Below are 19,561 nucleotides of genomic sequence, written 5' to 3'. Positions count from 1 at the left end.
CGGCATGGAAAGGGCAGTTCAGGCAGAACCGGTCCCGGGCCCCTTCGCACGGCGCAAGGGGTGAAGAAGGCTGGAAACGATCTCCCCGGTAGGGGGGAAGGACGCGGGGTCGCCAAGGCCGACCGCGACCGGTTCGCGGCCGGGCCGCCAGGTGTAACTGCCGAAGAAGTGGTCCCAGATCGACAGGTCCGAGCCGTAGTGGCCCGCCTCGGACAGGTCGGTGCTGTGGTGCAGACGGTGCTGTTCGGGGCTGGCGAGCACATGGTTGAGCCGGCCGATGCGCACGTCGATGTTGGCGTGGACGAAGTAGCCCTGGGCAGCGACGAAAAGGCCCACGACGAACACGGAGTCACGCGAGAAACCGACCAGCGCCAGGGCCAGTTGAACGGTTCCCTGCGCGAGAACGATATCGAGGACGTGGTTGACGCCGTTATTGGCGACGTTGACCTTCTCCGGCACATGGTGCACCCCGTGCACGCGCCACAGTATCGCGTTGGTGTGACCGAGCCGGTGCACCAGATAACTGGCCAGGGAACCCGTCAGCAATGCCGCCGGCATCTCCACCCAGAGGTTGAACGCCGGCTCGTGCGGCGACACCACGGTGACGACCGCGGAAACCAGGTACTGCGCAAAGGCGCTGGCCACCATCGTCAGTACGAAATAGACGCCGTACCAACGCCATTCACCGGCATTCGGGTGCCAGGACCGCCGGTGCGGAATCAGGCGTTCGAGCGCGGTGAGATAGGAGATGACGCCGAGCAGGAAGAGCGGACTCACCCGGTCGGGGTCCCAGTCGAACCACAACGCCACGGCGGCCACCAAAACCGTGCTCGCCAGCAGGAAGGGGTAGGCCGACACACACAGAACAGCGCGCGTGGAGGATGTCGGCGCGCCTTCCCCCCGGGCCCGACCGGAATCCACCTCCGGCTCACCGCCGGGCAGCGGTTCACAACTTTCCACTCGCAGCACCTTTACGAAGGAACCAGCACGGAGCGATGCACAGATGGGCGCACAGACCGTGAAGGAGAAACTGACTACTACCTGTGGATACACACGACCGGCACACCGTTCGTCGCCTGTCACGCGCGGAGAATGTGGGCTGGAGTGTGATGCGGACCGTCTGATGGGCCCTGCGGACCCGAGTGCCGTCTCGTGGCCCGCCCTCCTTACTTTTCCCCTACCAGCGGGCCCAACCGTCGAATTCAAGCCTCGTAGCGATACGCTGCGGCGATCCTGGAGAAAATGGCGGATGACTCCCGAATCCTTCAGCCCGCCGTGAATATGAATTACTAGTAATACCGGAAAGTATTTTCGATTTCCCTCGAACGCCGCTCCGGATCGACAAGGAATCCCTGTGCAACGGACCCCGCTGCCGCGCCATTTGCCGACCAGTACGGTGACCACGGCGGTACTGCTCGTCGGAGCGGCCGCCGTCCCGCCCGCCACGGCCGCGACGCGTACCGGCGGTCCGTCCCAGCGGCCTCCCCTGTTCTCCGTCGCCGAGATCTCCGCCCGGCGCATCGCCACCGGAGACCTGGTCGCCGCGGCCAAGTGGGGCGCCGGAGAGCCGGTCGACGACCCCGCCAGGGAACAACGGGTGCTGGACTCCGCCGCCGGACAGGCCAGGAAGCTCGGCGCGGACCCACGCCTGACCAGGCTGGTCTTCAGGGACCAGATCGAGGCGAACAAGAAGGTGCAGCGCGGCTTGCACCGGCTGTGGCGGGACCATCCGGGCGAGGCGCCCACCGACCGTCCCGACCTCGACGAGGCACGCGAGGAGATCGACCACCTCAACGAGGCGCTCGTCCGGGCCGTCGCCGACGCGGCGCCGTACCGGCGCTCCGTCACGCTCTGCCGCACCGCTCTGGCCGTCTCGGCGGGACGCGTGGGCCGCGACAGGAGCCTCGACGAACTGCATGCGGCGGCGCTGGACGTCGCCCTGAGGTCCGTATGCGCGGCCGCCAACGGTGTGCCGCGCGACGGACACGCCTGAAATACGGGGCGAGGATGGCGCATTGACGTCGGCCGTTCGACACCCGGGCGGATCCGCGCGGTCGGACGCTCAGGCCACCAGAGGCCGGTCCTGCGGTGCGATGGGGGCCGGGAGGACGGTGGAGCCGCTCAGGTAGCGGTCCGTCGCGGCGGCGGCCGACCGTCCCTCCGCGATGGCCCACACCACGAGGGACTGGCCGCGGCCCGCGTCACCGGCGATGAAGATCCCGTCCGGCCGGGTGCGCTCCGCCGTCCGGGCCCCGAAGCCGTCGTCCCGGGCGAAGTTTCCCCGGTCGTCCAGCCTGAGTCCGAGCTGTCGCATCAGCCCCGTGCCCTGTTCCGGGCCGTGGAAGCCAAGGGCGAGCAGGACCAGATCCGCCGGGATCCCCCGCTCGGTCCCCGGGCGTGGCCTCCTGCCCTCGGGCTCCACTTCCGCGAGGCGCAACGCCTGCACCTGCCCGGTCGGGTCGCCTTCGAAGCGGAGGGTGGCCGAGGCGAAGACCCGCGGATCCGCGCCCTCGCGTCCCCGGGCCTCCTCGTGGGCGTGGGATATCCGATAGACCTTCGGGTACACGGGCCAGGGCTCGCCGTCCCGCCGGGTGTCGCCGGGCTCCGGATTGATGTCCAACTGCACGACGGAGGAGGCCCCTTGGCGCAACGCGGTCCCCATGCAGTCCGAGCCGGTGTCCCCACCCCCGATGATCACCACGCGCTTGCCCTCGGCGGTGACGGCGGATGTCTCGAAGTCGCCCTCGGTGACCCGGTTGGCCAGGGTCAGATAGTCCATGGCCTGATGGATGCCGCGCAGCTCGCGACCGGGGACGGGCAACTCCCGCTGTCCTCGCGCGCCGACGGCGACGACGACCGCGTCGTGGCGCTCGGCGAGCTCGGCGGCGTCGAGGTCGCTGCCGATGTCCACGCCCGTGCGGAAGACGGTGCCTTCCGCCCGCATCTGCTCGATGCGGCGGTCCAGGTGGCATTTCTCCATCTTGAACGCGGGGATGCCGTAGCGGAGCAGTCCGCCGATGCGGTCGGCACGCTCGTAGACGGCGACGGTATGGCCGATTCTCGTGAGCTGCTGCGCCGCGGCCAGTCCGGCCGGCCCGGAGCCGACGACGGCGACGGTCTTCCCGCTGAGCCGCTCGGGCGGCCGCGGTGACGCGTACCCGCGTTCCCAGCTCTGGTCGGCGATGGCCTGCTCGACGTTCTTGATGGTCACCGGGTCGGCGTTGATGGTCAGCACGCAGGCGTCCTCGCACGGGGCCGGACACAGTCGTCCGGTGAACTCCGGGAAGTTGTTCGTCGCGTGCAGCCGCTCGGCGGCGGCCCGCCAGTCCGCGCGCCTCGCGTAGGCGTTCCACTCGGGGATGAGGTTTCCCAGCGGGCAGCCGCTGTGGCAGAACGGTATGCCGCAGTCCATGCAGCGCCCGGCCTGCTCGGAGACGAGGGGGAGCGTCGCCTGTCCCGCGTAGACCTCGTTCCAGTCGCGGAGCCGTTCCTCGACGGGGCGCGCCGGGACAGGGCGGCGGGGGAATTTGAGGAAGCCGTGCGGGTCGGTCATGGGCCGCCTCCATCGCTCACTCGCGGTGCACAGGCGCTTTAGTCAGCCTACGCCTGCTTTGTCCGGCAAAGCACTGCGTCGGCGGCACTCCCGGACCCGATCGATCTGGTTACCGATCGGTTACGCAGCGGCGCATTACTGGTATGGACATGACCAATTCACCTGACTAGTCTCGAAGTTGGTCTAGACCTAGTGGGTTGGAGCGCGCCCTCCCCACTCGCCTCGCAGCGCCCCCACACCTCCCTCAGGAGAGAAGCATGCGCAGAAGGATCACCTCGTTCGTTCTCGGCCTCGGGATCGCCGGAGCCTCCCTCCTCGTCACCACCGGCAGCGCCCAGGGCCATGGCTACACCGACGCACCCATCAGCCGTCAGCAGCTCTGCGGCAACGGCACCGTCCGCAACTGCGGCCAGATCCAGTGGGAGCCGCCGAGCGTCGAGGGCCCGAAGGGCTTCCCCGCCCGCGGCCCGGTCGACGGCACCATCTGCGCCGGCGGCAACGGCCGGTTCTCCGAGCTCGACGACCCGCGCGGCGGTGCCTGGCCCGCGACACAGGTCACCGGCGGACAGAGCTACACCTTCCGCTGGCGGATCGAGGCCCGGCACGCCACGACCGACTTCCGCTACTACATCACCAAGGACGGCTACGACCCCACCAAGCCCCTCACCCGGGCCGATCTGGAGCCGCAGCCGTTCCTGACCGTGCCCTTCGGCGGCCGTCTCCCGGGATCCACCGTGACCCATTCCGGGGTTCTGCCGCAGAAGTCGGGCAAGCACCTGATCCTGGGCGTGTGGACGATCGCCGACACCGGCAACGCGTTCTATGCCTGTTCGGACGTCACCTTCTGAGTCCGGCCGGCGGCCGGATTCCCTGCCCGGGGCGGGTCCCGATGGGTCCCGCCCCGGGCCGTGGGAATCGTCAGGCGGTGTGCTGTCGAACAAGCGCCTCGTTGATCTGGCGGGTGGTCTGCGCGGCGACCCGGGGGTCGTCGGCGTATGAGGTGTAGGCGTTCAGCCCGGTGGCCAGCGCCCAACCCCGCCCCCTGGTCCAGGTGGCGTCGTCCACGCCCAGCGCCTCACGGAAGACGGTCCGGCAACGGGCGGACATGAGAGTGAAGGCGATGGTCAGGTCGCAGGCCGGATCGCCGATGCCGAGTTCACCGAAGTCGATGACCGCGCTGAGGCGGCCGACGCCGGTCAGCAGGTTTCCGGTGTGGAGATCACCGTGGTACCAGACCGGGGGGCGGTCCCAGCCGGGCGCGTCGAGCGCCGCCTCCCACAGCTCGGTCATGGCCACCGAGTCGAAGGTGCCGTCGACCTCCGCGATGGCGGCCCGCGTCGCACCGTCCCGGTCGGCCAGCGACTCCGCGGTCAGTCCCTCGCGGTCCTCGGCGGGCGGGAGCCGCTGGAGCGCGACCAGGAACCCCGCCAGCTCGACGGCGGCGTCCACCGAGTCCGCCAGGGCCGCCACCGTCGCCACCTCGCCGTCCAGCCAGCGGGACACCGCCCAGGGCCACGGGTAGCCGAAGGCCGGCTCCCCCACCTCCATCGGAACCGGGACGGCCAGCGGCAGGCCCGGGGCGAGCCGGGGCAGCCAGGTGGACTCCTTGCCGGCCTGTCCGGCCGCCCCGCGATGGCGGGGCAGCCGGACGGACAGTTCCTCGCCGAGCCGGTGGATCACATGGTCGGAGCCTGCCCGTTCCAGCCGCTTCAGCGGCAGCCCGGCCCACTGGGGGAACTGCGTCTCGACCAGACGTCTGACGAGCGCGGTGTCGATCGCGGGGTGGATGTCCACCGTCGGCTCGGCGGTCAAGAACGGCTCCTGCCTCCGGCCCGCTCCGTGCGGCGGGCAGTGCCGGCCATCACAGCGCGCCCGGCACCCGCCCGTCGACCCGTTTTCCCGGCCGGCCTCCTTACGGCGTCGCCGCTCCGACGCCGGTGACGGGGCCCTCGACGAACACCGGGGACGGTCCGGCCTCCAGGGTGAGGCGGCCGTTCGTCGGCTGTTCGACGGTGCGTCGGCCCCAGGAGTCGACCAGCGTGACCGGGCCGGTCGCCGAGACCGTGAGGTCACGGGCGGTGGTCGCCCACACCACGCGGGTCGTGACGCCGCCGGTGAAGCGGACGGAGTAGGCCGGTGCGGCCACGCCGTCGTCGCCGGCGTACGTCTTGCCGCCGAGCATCCGGGCCGCCACGGCCTGGGCGACCGCGGCCGGTTTCGGGGCGTTGGCGGTGACCGCGACCGGGTTCGCGGCGGTGGCGGTCACCGGCTGCCGGAGCATGCCGAAGTTCTGTTCCTTCTCGGCGGGGTCGCTGCCGTCGTCGACCAGGTCGTACCAGTAGACCCGGGACACACCGTTGGCGAGGCCTATGGCGTAGAGCCGGATCAGGTTGTCGGCCTGCTGGCGCTCGGTGGTGCCGTGGCCGGTGTCGGTGGGCCAGCCCATCTCGCTGAGGACGATCGGCTTGTCCTTGCCCCCGTTGGCGGCGCGGATCCGCTCCCGCAGGCCCGCGATGGTGTCGCCGGAGCCGCGCAGCCATTCCGGTCCGCCGGGGTAGTGGTAGGGGTGGACGCTGTAGGCGTCCATCTCTTTCAGCCCGCCGCGGTCGATGAGGTCCGGTGCGAAGCACTTGGTGCCGTCCGCGTGGACGCAGTTGCCGATCCCTATGGTGGCTGGCCCGACGACCGAGGCGCCCGGCACCGCGGCCTTCGCGGCCTGGTTGACGCCTTTGAGCACGTCGAGGTAACAGGCGGCGCTCCGCCCGCAGGCGCTGTTGTTGAACGTGCCCGCGTTGTACTCGTTGAGCACCTCGACGTCGCTCTGGCCGTAGTGCTTCAGCAGCGCCCCGGCGAACGCGCCGAAGGCGGCGACGCCCTCGGGGCCGCTCGGCGTACGGCCCTTGTCGTACAGGGGGTTGGCGCCGTTCGCGATGATCAGCGGGGTGATGCCCAGGGCGCGGACGTGTGCCATCTCGGTGGAGAACGCGGCCGGGAAGGTGTAGCTGCCCTTCGTGGTCTCGAACCGGTCCCACCAGGCGTCCTCGCGGATGTGCGCGATGCCTGCCTTCCGCGCCTCGTCCAGCACGTTCAGGCCCCAGCCCGTACGGCCGATGTGGACGGCGGCGCCGAACGGTGAGGCCGGGCCGACCGCGCTGTCCGGCACCGGTTCGATGACGGCGAACGAGGTGTGCAGGTCGGTCGGATCGGTGGCGGAGCCCGCGTGCAGGGAGAGTTGGAAGTAGCCGGGGGCGAGGTCGGCGACGGGAATGGTGGCCTTCCCGCCGGAGAGCCAGCTGGTGCCGCCGCGTACCCGGGTGCCCTGCTCGTCGCTGACCGTCCAGGAGACCGAGGCCGCCGACGAGCCGAACTCCACGACGCCCTGGCCCCGTTGGAAGATCAGGCTCGGGGAGGTGACGGAGAGGGTGTGCGTCGCGGCGGGGGCGGATGGGGGAAGGCCCACGATCAGGGACACCGCCAGGACCGGCGCGAGAGCGAGAGCCGGAACGCGGGTGAGGAGCGGACGACGTCGTGAATCCGGCCGGTCGCGGGGCGGGCGCCCGGAGCCCGGCGTGGCGCCGGCGTCGATGGGGGTGTGCGTCATGGTGGTTCGCCCTCTCGCTGTCGATGGTGGAGGTCACGGATGTCGTGAGCGGTGGCCGGTGGGCGCCGGGTGTCGTGGGGCCCACCGGCCCGCGAGCAGGTCAGCGGGTCAGCTGTACCCGCTGGTAGCGCACCAGCTTCCAGTTGTTGAGCCCGTCGCCCCACGTCTGCCATCCGTCCAGACCGAGCGAGCGGTAGTTGTCCCGCTGCACGCCGTCGTTCTTGTTGACCGTCAGGGTCATCGAGAACGAGGGGTTCGCGGGCGACAGCGGGGCGATCCGCTTCCACGGGACGGCGACCAGGTAGGTCGTCGTCCCGGCCGCCTCGTCGCGGGCCACCCGGACATCGGCTCCCGGCACGGGACCCACGGGGTAGTCCTTCGGCAGCGATTCGACGAAGACACCCGGCCCCTGGGTCACGGTGTCACCGGCGTAGAGCATGTACCAGTCGGCGCCCCAACGCCCCAGCCCCTCCCCCGGCTTGCCCGGCTGCACCCCGATGCCGATGCTGTCACCGGCGGGCAGCCAGGCCACCTTCCGTGCCGTCCGGTGGTCCTTCTCCCGGACGACCGCGGACACGTAGAGGTTCTTGTCGTCCCAGGTCGCCCAGAGGTCGCCGTCGGCGACGGAGGGCTCGATGCCGTTGTACGTGCCGACCTCGGAGAGGTCCACCTTCGGGACGTTCCCCAGGCCGGTGAGCCTGCCGTCCACCAGATGCGGGGTCGCCCTGGTGATCGGGCTGAAGCCGAAGGAGTCGCTGTCGCGCACGGTGCGTCCGTCCGCGAGCCCGGCGCTCACCCGGACCGGCTCGACCGCGTAGGCGGAGGCTCCCTCGACGGTGGCGCGGAAGGTGCGGGAGGCGAGCGGTGGGACGGTGCCGCCGTCGGCGACGTCCCGGCCCGTGATCGTTCCGGAGGTGTCGCCGAAGGACCAGCCGATCCCCGTCACCCCGACCGGGTCGTCCGGCGAGTGGTTGGTGACGGTCACCGCCAGCCGGTCGGTGCGGACGGAGCCCTTCACCGACATCTCCGGGGACACGTCGACCGTCACCGGCTCCGTCGTCACCTCCGTGCCGGACGCGACCGCACCGGCCCGCTTCCCGTCGAGGGTGACCGCCGCGGCCAGACCGCGGCTTCCGGGCGTGTCCCCGGCCGGGACCTTCAGGACGGCGCGGCCCCGTCGGCCGGGTGCCGCCGAGACGGTGACCTTCTCGCCCTCGATCTCGAAGACGGCCGTGCGTCGGCGTGTCTTCGCCCCGTCCTCGCGGCCCGTGGCACGGTTGTCGAGCGTGGCGGTCACCGGAACGTCCGCGCCCGCCGCGATGTCCTCCGGTGCGGACAGCGACAGCAGCGGTGACGCCTCGACCTCGTCCACCGCGGCCCGGAGATAGACCGGGGCGCCGGTGGCCGTCAGGTACACCCAGCCGTCCACCGGCTCCAGCACCCGTTCCGAGCCGAGCATGTCCACCACGGTGACCGGCTTCCCGGTCCGCACCCGCACGGGCTTGCCGGTGCGGTCGCCGCTCCACAGGGCCGTGGTCACCGCACCGACGCCGGGCGAGGCGGCCGCGGACCTGAACGCGTACGCGTGGAGGTCGTCGTCCCCGGTGCGCAGGCGGCGGGTGAACCGCGCCCCGGTCAGCTCGCGGGCGACGGTGGAGTAGGCGAGATAGGCGGGCTTCGGGTTGAGCCCGTCGGCCTCCGGGCCCGAGCTGCGCAGCAGGCCGAAGTTGTGCTCCGCGTTGTCCGGCCCGTTGCCGTCGTTGACCAGGTCGTACCAGTAGTAGCGGGCGACGCCCGCGGCCCTGGCCTCCAGCAGGGCGCGTGCGGTGCTCTGCGCCTGGGTCTGCTCGCCGACGCCGACGCCGTCCCGCCCGGCGGAGGTCCAGCCCTGCTCGGTGATCCAGATGGGGAGTTCCCTGCCGTGGTTGTACTGGCGCATCAGCCGCTTGAGGCCGTCGATGTCGAGTGCGACGCCCTCGGGGGTGCCCGGGGCGCGGTAGGGGTGGATGGAGACCGCGTCCATGTGCTTGAGCCCGCCGAGCCGGAACAGTTCCTCGAACCAGTCCAGCGGCACCTTGAACGACGAGGCTCCGACCACGGTCACCTTCGGGTCGGCGGCCTTGACCCCCGAGTACGCGGCGGCCAGCATCTTGGCGTAGCACTTCGCGCTCTGCGAGCACACCCCGCTGGAGAAACCGCCGTAGTACTCGTTCCAGACCTCCAGCGCCCCGATCCGGCCGGCGGCCTTCTCCGCGACATGGCCGGCGTACTTCCCGAACGCCCGGTACGCCTCGTCGGTGCTCGGGATGCTGCCGTAGTCGGAGTTGCCCAAGCCCAGCAGCATCAGACCGTCCTGGCCGCGCGCAGCGAAGTCCGCGGTGACGCGTTCGCTGGCCTCGGGCCACTGGTACTCGCCCTTGGGGTGCTCGACGGTGCCCCAGTAGGCGGAGTCGACGCGCAGGGTGTCGGCGCCGGCGCGGGCGGCGAGTCCGGTGCTGTCGTCCCAGGCGTCGCCGGGGGCAGAGCGGTAGTGGTGGTTGATTCCGAAGAAGGAGTCGGTGGTGCGCTTCGGGTCGGGGCCGGGACGCTGCACCGCGAAGCCGGCGGTCCGGGTGACCGGCGCTCCGCCCGCGGCGGTGCCCCGGATCGTCAAGGTGTAGTAGCCGAGGGGCAGTTCACCGGCGTCCACGGCGCCTTCACGGGTGGCCGGGTCGATCGCGGCGGTGCCGCCGCGCACGGTCCGGCCCCGGTAGTCGCGGACGCTCCAGGGCACGGTGCCGTCACGGGCGGAGAGCACCCCGAAGGTCGCCGGGACGCCCGGGTCGAAGAGGTTGCCGGGGGTCGTCACCTCGATCCGTACGTCATCGGTGGCGACCGCGGACGGCGCGAGGGCGTGGCGGGCGGCGTCGGCCGTGGCGCCCCGATTCCCGATCTCCGTTCCGGACAGGGCAGTTGCAGAGGCCGGGCCGAAGGCCAGGAGGCCGAGCAGGGTACAGAAGGCCACCGTCGCTCGGGACAGGCGTCTGCGTGGTCGATGTCGCATGGCGTGAAACTCCCTGATCATCGGGCGCGGAGGTGCTGCGCGAGGTCACTGCGAAGAACGTGTACGGGCTGAGCCCGATGCGGCTCCGGGCCGTTGCGCAACCGCTTGCTCAAGCGCGGCACAGACTGGTCCCACGGACCGTCCCTGTCAAGGGTTCGCACGGCAACCGGCGGATTCGCACAAGCAGTTGCGCATCATGGTTAGGCTGATGCCATGTCGGAACGAGGCAGGGTCACACTGGGCGATGTCGCGGCGGTCGCCGGGGTGTCGCTCTCCACGGCGTCACGGGCATTGAACGGCGGCGGCCGGGTCTCGGCCGCGACGCGCTCACGCATCGCGGAGGCCGCGCGCAGACTCGATTTCCGGCCCAATGCCCTGGCGCAGTCCTTCGCGTTGGGCCGGAGCCGGACGATCGGCATTCTCGCCCAGAACGCCCGGGGGGCCTTCACCGAGCCGGTGCTGGTCGGGGCGGTCACCCATCTCGGCAGCCGGGAACAGGCCTGCCTGCTCTACGACACGGGCTTCGACCCGGAATCGATGGCCGACGGTGTACGCAGACTCCTGGCCCGGCGGGTCGACGGCGTCCTGGTGATCGGTGACGGTCTCCTGGCCCACATACGGTCCGTCACGGCCGAGTTCTCCGCCCCGGTCGCCTACGCGTTCGGGATCACCGACCGGGCGGACGACTCCTGTTACGTCCCCGACAGCCGGATGGCGGGGCGGCTGGCGGGCGAGCATCTGCTGTCGCTGGGCAGGCGGCACATCGCGCACATCACCGGCGAGGCGGCGGACACCGCCGCGACGGGACGTGAGCAGGGGCTGACGGCTTCGCTCGCCGAGGCCGGGCTGTCCCCCGCGACGGAGACGCTCCGGGGCGACTGGAGCCGGGCCTGGGGCGCCACCGCCTGCCGCCACCTGATCGACTCCGGTACCCGCTTCGATGCCGTGTTCTGCGGCAACGACCAGATCGCGCTGGGGGTGGAGTCAGTTCTGCGGGAGTCGGGACGGCGGGTCCCGGACGATGTCGCACTGGTCGGCGTGGACAACTGGGAGTACGTGATCAGCGGCCAGCACACCCGCCATCTCACCACCGTGGACATGGGGTTGGCCGCGCTGGGCGCCGCCGCAGCGGCCCAGGTGGCCGACGGACTGGACGCCCCCGGGATGCATGCCCACCCGTGCACACTGGTGGTCGGCACGACGACGGCCGGGGCACAACCGGGCACCTGAGGCGGCCGGGTCCGGAGAGCCCGCGCTCATTCGGCGGCGGCGAGCCGGGCCCGCGGCTGGACGGTGACGAGCCCGATGCCCCCGCAGCACACCGCGAGGAGCAGCAGCTCGGCGGGAGAGGGGGCGGGTGCGGTGCCCAGCGCCCAGTCCCCCACGCGCACGGTGAAGGGAACGGCCAGCTGCACGGCGGCGGTGAAGACCGGTCCGCGGAGCAGGATGAGCCGGTGCTGCACGAGGTAGGCGGGCGCGTACACGGCCGCGCCCAGCACCACTGTGCCGCCGATCGCGGCAGGGGTCGGCGGGTGGGCGATCAGTGCGGGCAGAGCCATCGGCAGCAGCAGACAGGTGGCGGCCGCGAGCAGTACCGGCAGCACGGCGAGCGGCGGCAGCCCCGACAGCCGCTGCCGGTACAGGAACCCGTATCCGGCGAAGGCCACGGTCGCCGCCGCCACCAGCAGCAGCCCCACTCCGTCCGCGTCACCCGCGTCCGCACCGAGCGCCGCGTATCCGACGGCCGCCGCGCAGGCGAGTACCGCTCCCGTCACCTTGCGCGGCCCGGACCGCTCGCCGAAGAACATCGCGCCGACCGCGACCGAGGCGCACGGCATCAGCGCGACGACGAGATTGGTGAGCGAGGTGCCGATGCGTGGGATGGCGAGGAGGGTCCCCGCCGCGTACCCGGCGAATCCGAGCAGGCCCAGCAGCCATACGGTGCCCGGTCGGGCGGCGGCCCGGCGCAGATCGGCCCGCCCGTCCGCGCTGGAGGCGGCGACGGCGGTGAGCACCGCGCAGCACACGGCGGTGCGGCCCACGGCGACGATCAGCGGATCGGTCCCGGTGACCAGGGCACCGGAGAGCAGCCAGGTTCCGGAGAGCAGCAGGACGAGGACGGCCGGCATCGCATGGCCTTTCCGTGGGCGACGGAGGTGCGGGCAGTGGGTGCCCGGCACGGGACCGGCCCGTGGCGCACTGGCCCGCCCCCGCAGCCACTTTCCTGTAGCGGCCAACTATAACGACGGGGCGGGCCGGCCCCACCGTGCCGTCGCCGACTCCGCCGCCGGGGTGGGGCGTCCCTCGCTCGTCACTCCGGCCAGGCGGAGTCCAGGATGGTGTCCACGAAGTCGCCGCGTTCGAACCCGGGGGCGTAGCGCTCCAGGACGTCGGCCTTCACATTGCCGAACGTGGTCTCCGGCTTGGGCGCGATGCCTTCGGTGAAGGCCTTGAGGATGCGCCGTTTGAAGTCGGGGCGGGGGTGGAGGGCGACGATCGCCATGCGGTCGGCCTCGCTGATGTCGTCGTATCCGATGCCCAGTACGTCGTACTCCACACCGGCTGTCACCAGGGCGACCTCGGGTTCCATGTGTGCCGGGATTCCCGGCGTCGTGTGGAGCGCGACGGCCGTCCAGACGCGCCGGATGCTGTCCTCCGGCACACCGCGGCTCTGCAGGAATCGCCGCGCCTCGTCCGCGCTGTCCACCTCGAACCGGCGCCCGCTGCCGCGGAATTCCTCGTTGAGGCCGAGATCGTGGAACATGGCCGCGACGTAGAGCAGTTCGGGGTCGAAGCTCAGCCCGCGGTGGTGTCCCTGGAGCCCGCCGAAGAAGTAGACGCGGCGGGAGTGGTGGTAGATCAGGTCGTCGGTCGTGTCGCGCACCAACTGGGTGGCAGCCGAGGCCAGTTCGGTGTCGGGGACCGTCACGGTGGTGGTGGGGGTGGGGAGATCGGCGCTGTTGGGCATGGGAACTCCTTTGTCGTACGGCGTCGGAGATGTACGGCCCCGGTCACCCGGCGGGAGGCGGGGGCGGCGAGCACGGTCCCGGAGCGGTCAGCCACCGGCTGTCCCGTCCCTGTCGTCCGGGGAGAGATGGAGATGGGCCAGGTCGTGCGGGACCGGTCCGCCGGGGCGGAAGAGCGGTGCCGCCGCGCCGTCGGCCGCCGTGGCCGGGGCGTCCGTGAGGCGCAGGCGGGTGCGCAGCCGCTCGTAGAAGTCGTTCGGGCCGAGCCTGATGATGCGCAGACGGCGCGGTGCCGCGTACACCCCGAGCCAGTCCCCGGCGTCCAGGACGCCGCGCAGCTGACCGTCGATGGTCACCGCGCCCTGTCCCGAGTGCGGCAGGACCCGCACGGCGATCGGTTCGTCGGCCGCGGCGACCACGGTGCGGTCGAAGGTCATGTGCGCCGCCACGGGCGTGAAGATGACGGCGTCCATGCGCGGGGAGACCACCGGGCCGCCGGCGGCGAAGCTGTAGGCGGTCGAGCCGGTGGGTGTGGCCATGATGACCGCGTCGGCCGAGTACGAGGCGAGGAGGCGGCCGCCGATGTAGACGCCGAGGCTCACCTGCCGGTCGCGGGCGAGCTTCTCCACGACGACGTCGTTGAGCGCGGTGACGTCCAGCGCCACGCCCCAGCCCTCCGCCGCGGCCTCCTCGTCCGGGGCGACCTGGGGAGGCGGCAGCATCGGGCGCCGCCCGTAGCCCATCAGGGCGTCGATGTCCGGGGGCACTTCGAGGACGCGGGAGGCCCGCATGGTCAGGGTCATGCGCTCCTCGACCTCCGCCCGCCCGCGGTGGACGGCGTCGAGGGCCCGGACCACGTCCTCGACCGGTACCTCGGTGAGGAAGCCGACGCGGCCCAGGTCGATCCCGAGGACGGCGCCGTCGTTCTTGGCGGCGATCCTGGCGCCGCGCAGGAAGGTCCCGTCGCCGCCGAGCGTCACGATGAGATCGGGGTTGCCCGCGACATCGGCCTCCTCGCGCCCGCCGCGCCTGCGTGCGTCGCCGCGCCACACGTCGATGTCGGTGCACGGGATCGCTTCGCGGGCGCACCAGTCGCGTACGACGCCCGCTGCGACGACGGCCTCGGGACGGCCCTGGTGAACGACGACTCCGACCCGCTCGACACTCATCCCTGCCACGACTCCCCGTGCTCCGACGACGCCCTTGTCCCACTGTGCGGGAATCAGGGCGGTGTCCGCCTGCCGCCGGGCCCGACACGGCGCCCGGTCAGGCGATCGGGTCCGGGAAGGGGCCCGGGTGGCCGGTGGGGCGCACGGCGGACGGAACGGGCACGGCCCGTCGGTGGACGCTCTCCACCGACGGGCCGGACACCGTGCGGAACGCGTCCGGGGTCAGGGCTGTACGTCCTCCGGGATGCTGACCAGCCAGCGGGTCTCCCGGCGGGGCCGCAGGTAGAGCGCCCAGTAGAGCGTGGCGACCGCGGTGATCCCGCCGGTCCACAGCAGGTACTCGGTCTCCTGCTGGGTGAGGATGTACGCCAGTACGGCGATCAGCAGCACGGGGATCGCGGGCCAGAGCGGCATGCGCCAGGCCGGGGCCTCGCGGTGCGCGCCGCGGCGGCAGAGCAGGGCCGCGACGGCGACCAGCAGGTACATGGCGGTGACGGACACGCCGGTGACGCCGTACAGGGTATCGAGGTTGACGAAGCAGAGCGCCGCGCCGGGGACGCCGACGAGCAGGGTCGCGACCCACGGGGACCCGAACCGGCCCAGGCGGGAGAGGGCGTCGTTGACCGGCGCGGGCCAGGCCTTGTCACGGGCGGAGGCGAAGAGCACCCGCGAGTTCTGGATGACCATCACGATGCCCGCGTTGATGATCGCCAGGGCGACGCAGAGGCTGACGAAGGTGCCGACGGCCGAGTTGGACCAGGCGGCGACCATGGTGTTCAGGTCTCCCGAGGTCAGGGCATCCAGGTCCGGTGCGCCCAGGGTGATGGCGATGACCGGGACGAGGATGACCGCCGTGGAGATGGCGAGGGTGGCGAGCACGGTACGGGCCACGTTGCGCCGCGGGTTCTCCAGTTCCTCCGAGAGGTAGACGGCCGTGGAGAAGCCCTGGGTGATGAAGAGGGCGATCGCGAGACCGGAGACCACCATCATCGCGGTGACGGTCGAACTGGTGCCGCCCGACGAGGCGACCGATCCGTGCACCAGCGCCGATGCGCCGCGCTCGGAGTGGGCGAAGCCGAGAACGGCGACGACGCCCGCCGCGATCACTTCGAGGACCAGGAAGATTCCGGTGATCCACGCGTTGGCGCGCAGGTCCAGAAGCCCGGCGAGGGTGGCGAGCACCATGACGCCGGCGCCCGCGACGGGAGCCGGGATGTGCACGAGCGGTTCGAGGTAGTCGGCGGTGCCCATGGCGATGACCGGAGGCACGATCATCACCACCAGCAGCGAGAGCACAAAGACGAGCCATCCGGCGAGCCGCCCCGCCATGGTCGACACCATGGCGTACTCGCCGCCCGCGCTCGGGATGAGCGTGCCCAGCTCCGAGTAGCAGAACGCGACCGCGATGCAGAGCAGCGAGCCGATGGCGATGGTGAGGGCGGTGTACGTGCCGAGGCTGGAGAACAGGTCCGGTACGACCACGAAGAGGGTGGAGGCGGGCGTCACGCAGGAGAGCGTGAGCAGTGTTCCGCCCACGACGCCGATGGAACGCTTGAGCTTCTGTGGGGTGGGGCCGGTCGCTGGGGCGAGCGCCTGGGGAGCGCTGAGCGTTTCGGTCATCGTGCGGTTCCGATCAACAGGTGCGGTGTCCGAGCACGGGAGCGGTATCGCCTCCAGACGAGGACGTGGTGAGTGGTTTCGTCGCTCCCAGCGCGACATGCAATCCTGACGTGTTCCGCAGGTCAAGAGGTGTTCACCTACGGAATTCGTTGTTCCGAAGGGCTGATTCGACGATTGCGCGCTAACACCGCCTCGCACTGCGGGGGATCGGCGGGTACGGGAACCGCAGCCCTGGCCGAGGGAAAGTTTCCCCCATTTCCAGCATCCGGAAGGGCGCGGGCGGCGTCCCGGCCGGGTGGGGTGCCCGAGGGTGCGGCCGGTGCGCGGAGCCCGCGGGTCGCGCATCCACGGTGTTGGTGCCAGCCTGGAGTCATGGCTTGGGCGTCATGGACGACTTGCGGTGTGTTCTCCGGGCACGGCGGTGTGCTCACGGAGGAGGTCGGTGTCCTGTCCGGGGACCTGACCATCCACACGACCTGGGCGGAGGACACGGCCCAGGTCACTGTGCAGTACACGGGTGCGATCGACTGGTTCACCATGTCGGGCAGTCCTGTGCCGTGCCGTTCGGAGGAGGACAGCCGCCGCCTGCACGACGCGGCGGTACAGGCGGTACGGGCCGGACAGGCGGCCACCGTTCCCGTACTTCCCCGTACCCGCCCGGAGAAGGCGGCGGAGCCCGCCTCGGAGTGACGGCCGGGCGTTGACGACCGGGCGCCGACCGCCGGGGGCGGCAATCGGGCGCGGGGGTTCGGGCGTTGAGCGTCACGCGTCGCGGAGCGCCGCGGCGACCAGTCCCGCGATCTCGTCCCGCGGGACCTCCCCGCCGCCCACCAGTCGGTCGAAGACCAGCCCGTCCACGCAGGCCAGCAACGTCAGCGTCCGGCCCTCGGCGTCGGCCACCCCCTGTGCGTCCAGGAACGCCCGTGCGGCCTCGCGGGCCGCGTTCTCGCGCGGCACGAGAATCTCGCGCAGCTCCGGGTGGCGCACGCTCTCGACGGCGCAGGCATAGCGGGCGAGCGACCTCCGGCGCCCTTCGCCGTTCAGCCGCCGCCCGACGAAGCCGACGAGGCCGTCCGTCAGTTCGTCCGCGTCGCGCACCGTCGCCGCCTGCTCGCCGGCGGCCTGCAACTCCGCCTGGTCGAGCGCGACGAGCCGCCGGACGAGCCCGGTGAGCAGGGCCTGACGGGTGCGGAAGTACGCCGAGGTGGTGCCCGGTGGCATGTCCGCCGCCCGGTCCACGGCGCGGTGGGTCAGGCCGCGCATCCCCGCCTCGGCCAGCACGCCGATGGCGGCGTCGGCGAGGACGCTGCGTCGATCTGTGGTCATCACCCCTTTCTACACCTGTAGAGGGGGCGTAGTACGCTCCTTCTACAGCTGTAGAAGGTCGAGACAGGGCAGGAGTGGGGACCCGGCATGGGCGGCAGCGCGGTGGTGGTCGGCGGAGGCATCGGCGGGCTGACCGCCGCGATCGGACTCCGGCTCGTCGGCTGGGAGGTGACGGTCGTCGAGCGCGCCCGCACCCTCGACGACGCGGGTGCGGGCATCTCCCTGCATGCGAACGGCCTGCGCGCGCTGGACGCCCTCGGCGTCGGCGCGGCGGTGCGCGCGGCCGCCCGGCCCCAGTACACCGGCGGCACCCGCACCCCGGACGGCCGCCTGCTGGCGCGCATGGACGGAGCCGCGCTGGAGCGCGAGCTGGGAACCCCGATCATGGGCATCCCCCGGGCCGCACTGCACCGGCTGCTGCGCGAGGCGCTGCCTGCCGAGTCCCTGGCCGTCGGGGCCGAGGTGACATCCGTCGACCGTTCCGATGCCTCGCGGGTACGCGTCACCGCCGGTGACGCCAGGCTCGACGCGGATCTGGTCGTGGCCGCCGACGGGATCGGCAGCCGACTGCGCTCCCAGCTCTTCCCGGACCATCCTGGTCCGGCCTACAGCGGCTCGACCGTGCTGCGCGGCATCACCGATTCCCCGGTCGATCCGGGTTCCGACTTCGAGCTGACCTGGGGCCCGGGGGCCGAGTTCGGCCATATCGCCTTCGCGGACGGCAGGGCCGAGTGGCACGCGGTGCTCAACGCGCCTGCCGGTGTGCGCCATCCGGATCCGCTCGCCGAGCTCCACCGCCGGTTCGGCGGCTGGCACGACCCCATTCCCGCACTGCTGGCGGCGACCCGGCCCGACGCCGTCCTGCACCACGACGTCAACGAGCTGCTCGTCCCGCTGCCCTCCTACGCGGTGGGCCGGGTCGCCCTGCTCGGCGACGCCGCCCATGCCATGACCCCGAACCTCGGCCAGGGGGCCTGCCAGGCACTGGAGGACGCGGTGACACTGGCCGCCGCACTCTCCACCGGGCCCACGGTCGAGGCGGCGCTCGGCCGCTACGACGCCGAGCGCCGCCCCCGCAGCCAGTCGGTCGCCCGGGCCGCCCGCCAGGCCGGCCGGATGGGACAGCGGCTGTCCCGTCCGGCGGCCGTCGCGCTGCGCGACGCAGCGCTGCGACTCGCACCGTCCCGCGTCACCGTCCGCACGATCCTGCGCCACGCCGACTGGACGCCCCCGCGACTGGGCTGACCGCGGGGGCCGACGGCCCGAAGACCGTTCCGTACGTCAGTGGGCGGAGTCGGCGTCAGTAGGCGGAGTTGACGTTGTCGATGGAGCCGTACTTGTCGGCCGCGTAGTTGCAGGCTGCCGTGATGTTGGCGACGGGGTCGTAGCTGTCCATCGCCGTACCGGGCACGTGGTAGGCCCGGAAGGTGGGGTCGATGATCTGGAGGAGACCCTTGGACGGCGTGCCGGCGGCGGCGTTGGAGTCCCAGTTGTTGATGGCGAGGGGGTTGCCGGAGGACTCGCGCATGACGTTCCGGTGGATGCCGTCGTAGCTCCCGGGGATGCCGTGCTCGGCCATGACGGCCAGCGACTTCTTGATCCAGCCGTCCAGATCGTTCGTGTACGCGGCGGACGGTGCGGCGGCGACGGTCTGCGTCGACGCCGCCGAGGCCGCGTGGGCCCCGATCAGCGGAAGCATGAGGGCGGCCGCCCCCGTGCCCACGGCGACGAGGCGCCGGGTCAGCGAGGAGGACGTGCGACGACGGTACGTACCCGTTGTTGCGGGCATGGTGGATTCCTCTCCGTCGCCTGCGAGGTGAGCTGTCGGGTTCGGGCTGGAGCTGCCCGGCCGCACACGGAATGCGACTTCACCCCGAGCCGTTCCGGACACCGGATCGGCGGCTTACCTGGGTTCCCCGCTCCTGCCGTACACGAGTGGGTGGGATGGCCGGGCGGCGGCAGGATTCGGCGTTCCGTCCGGATTGACGGTGACCGTAGGCGAGAAGGGCCGAAAGGAACAAGCCCCTAATTTCCGAATGCAATTCACTTACAAGATCGAGTCGAGGCAATCGCGGTAACCCAACTCACATCGAGCCATTCCCTCCCCTTGCACGGAAAGGGCACCGAAGCACACGGGCGAAACCGGGAGGCTCGAAGGTGACTCGCGCCACAGAACCGCAAAAGGCGCATTTCGCACCACAACAAAAGACGCGTAATCACGCAAATTATGCTTAGCCGAATAAAAGGGCAACCAGCTTGAATCGCATATATGGGACGCGCATC

General features: G+C 71.5%; 16 protein-coding genes and 1 riboswitch. Of the genes, 5 read left to right on the top strand and 11 right to left on the bottom strand.

What is annotated here, in order from left to right:
- Window positions 1-18: 18 nt before the first annotated feature.
- Window positions 19-921, bottom strand: coding sequence for a sterol desaturase family protein (locus GA0115234_RS27670; RefSeq protein WP_256088831.1), 903 nt, complete (start codon window positions 919-921; stop codon window positions 19-21).
- A 433-nt stretch (window positions 922-1,354) separates the two neighbouring features.
- Between GA0115234_RS27670 and GA0115234_RS27665 the strand changes: the two genes are divergently transcribed.
- The gene (locus tag GA0115234_RS27665; protein WP_176729291.1) at window positions 1,355-1,993 is read left to right on the top strand and encodes a chorismate mutase; all 639 of its coding nucleotides are present in this window, start codon (window positions 1,355-1,357) and stop codon (window positions 1,991-1,993) included.
- 69 nt (window positions 1,994-2,062) lie between these two features.
- Here GA0115234_RS27665 and GA0115234_RS27660 read toward each other — a convergent pair whose 3' ends face one another.
- Window positions 2,063-3,553 (bottom strand): glutamate synthase subunit beta, encoded by a 1,491-nt coding sequence (locus GA0115234_RS27660; protein WP_093547142.1) that lies wholly within the window; start codon window positions 3,551-3,553, stop codon window positions 2,063-2,065.
- Between the two features lie 257 nt (window positions 3,554-3,810).
- Here GA0115234_RS27660 and GA0115234_RS27655 point away from each other — a divergent pair, with 257 nt between their 5' ends.
- Window positions 3,811-4,401 carry a lytic polysaccharide monooxygenase auxiliary activity family 9 protein gene (locus tag GA0115234_RS27655; RefSeq protein WP_093547140.1) on the top strand — a complete coding sequence of 197 codons (591 nt, stop codon included), beginning with the start codon at window positions 3,811-3,813 and terminating at the stop codon, window positions 4,399-4,401.
- A gap of 70 nt (window positions 4,402-4,471) precedes the next feature.
- Here GA0115234_RS27655 and GA0115234_RS27650 read toward each other — a convergent pair whose 3' ends face one another.
- From GA0115234_RS27650 to GA0115234_RS27640, 3 genes are all read right to left on the bottom strand, one after another.
- Window positions 4,472-5,365, bottom strand: a complete 894-nt coding sequence (locus GA0115234_RS27650) for an aminoglycoside phosphotransferase family protein (RefSeq protein ID WP_093547138.1) — start codon at window positions 5,363-5,365, stop codon at window positions 4,472-4,474.
- 100 nt (window positions 5,366-5,465) lie between these two features.
- Window positions 5,466-7,154 carry a hypothetical protein gene (locus GA0115234_RS41920; protein WP_093547136.1) on the bottom strand — a complete coding sequence of 563 codons (1,689 nt, stop codon included), beginning with the start codon at window positions 7,152-7,154 and terminating at the stop codon, window positions 5,466-5,468.
- Window positions 7,155-7,254: 100 nt separating this feature from the next.
- The gene (locus tag GA0115234_RS27640) at window positions 7,255-10,197 is read right to left on the bottom strand and encodes a glycosyl hydrolase (protein WP_141718488.1); all 2,943 of its coding nucleotides are present in this window, start codon (window positions 10,195-10,197) and stop codon (window positions 7,255-7,257) included.
- Between the two features lie 213 nt (window positions 10,198-10,410).
- Here GA0115234_RS27640 and GA0115234_RS27635 point away from each other — a divergent pair, with 213 nt between their 5' ends.
- A complete protein-coding gene (locus GA0115234_RS27635) occupies window positions 10,411-11,427 on the top strand; it encodes a LacI family DNA-binding transcriptional regulator (RefSeq protein ID WP_093547132.1) in 1,017 nt (338 codons plus the stop codon).
- A gap of 26 nt (window positions 11,428-11,453) precedes the next feature.
- Here GA0115234_RS27635 and GA0115234_RS27630 read toward each other — a convergent pair whose 3' ends face one another.
- The 4 genes from GA0115234_RS27630 to GA0115234_RS27615 all read right to left on the bottom strand — a co-directional run bounded on the left by GA0115234_RS27630 (window position 11,454) and on the right by GA0115234_RS27615 (window position 15,952).
- Window positions 11,454-12,326: a DMT family transporter gene (locus GA0115234_RS27630; RefSeq protein ID WP_093547130.1), complete on the bottom strand. Its 873-nt coding sequence runs from the start codon at window positions 12,324-12,326 to the stop codon at window positions 11,454-11,456.
- A 182-nt stretch (window positions 12,327-12,508) separates the two neighbouring features.
- A complete protein-coding gene (locus GA0115234_RS27625; protein ID WP_093547128.1) occupies window positions 12,509-13,165 on the bottom strand; it encodes an HD domain-containing protein in 657 nt (218 codons plus the stop codon).
- An 87-nt stretch (window positions 13,166-13,252) separates the two neighbouring features.
- Window positions 13,253-14,332 carry an NAD(+)/NADH kinase gene (locus tag GA0115234_RS27620; protein ID WP_093547126.1) on the bottom strand — a complete coding sequence of 360 codons (1,080 nt, stop codon included), beginning with the start codon at window positions 14,330-14,332 and terminating at the stop codon, window positions 13,253-13,255.
- Between the two features lie 222 nt (window positions 14,333-14,554).
- Window positions 14,555-15,952: an APC family permease gene (locus tag GA0115234_RS27615; protein ID WP_093547124.1), complete on the bottom strand. Its 1,398-nt coding sequence runs from the start codon at window positions 15,950-15,952 to the stop codon at window positions 14,555-14,557.
- Window positions 15,953-16,324: 372 nt separating this feature from the next.
- Between GA0115234_RS27615 and GA0115234_RS27610 the strand changes: the two genes are divergently transcribed.
- Window positions 16,325-16,642: a hypothetical protein gene (locus GA0115234_RS27610; protein WP_093547122.1), complete on the top strand. Its 318-nt coding sequence runs from the start codon at window positions 16,325-16,327 to the stop codon at window positions 16,640-16,642.
- Between the two features lie 72 nt (window positions 16,643-16,714).
- On the opposite strand, the gene GA0115234_RS27605 is transcribed toward GA0115234_RS27610, so the two are convergent.
- Complete coding sequence (locus tag GA0115234_RS27605; RefSeq protein WP_093547192.1) at window positions 16,715-17,278, bottom strand: TetR/AcrR family transcriptional regulator; 564 nt, start codon at window positions 17,276-17,278, stop codon at window positions 16,715-16,717.
- 87 nt (window positions 17,279-17,365) lie between these two features.
- Here GA0115234_RS27605 and GA0115234_RS27600 point away from each other — a divergent pair, with 87 nt between their 5' ends.
- On the top strand, window positions 17,366-18,523 hold the full coding sequence (locus tag GA0115234_RS27600) for an FAD-dependent monooxygenase (RefSeq protein ID WP_093547120.1): 1,158 nt from the start codon (window positions 17,366-17,368) through the stop codon (window positions 18,521-18,523).
- A gap of 55 nt (window positions 18,524-18,578) precedes the next feature.
- On the opposite strand, the gene GA0115234_RS27595 is transcribed toward GA0115234_RS27600, so the two are convergent.
- Complete coding sequence (locus GA0115234_RS27595; protein WP_093547118.1) at window positions 18,579-19,067, bottom strand: transglycosylase SLT domain-containing protein; 489 nt, start codon at window positions 19,065-19,067, stop codon at window positions 18,579-18,581.
- Window positions 19,068-19,071: 4 nt separating this feature from the next.
- Window positions 19,072-19,259, bottom strand: a riboswitch (cyclic di-AMP (ydaO/yuaA leader).
- Window positions 19,260-19,561: the final 302 nt, after the last annotated feature.

The organism is Streptomyces sp. DvalAA-43 (genome assembly GCF_900091725.1).
Lineage (GTDB): Bacteria > Actinomycetota > Actinomycetes > Streptomycetales > Streptomycetaceae > Streptomyces > Streptomyces pulveraceus.
Note: the sequence above shows the minus strand (reverse complement) of the source record. Positions and strands in the feature narration are given on the sequence as shown.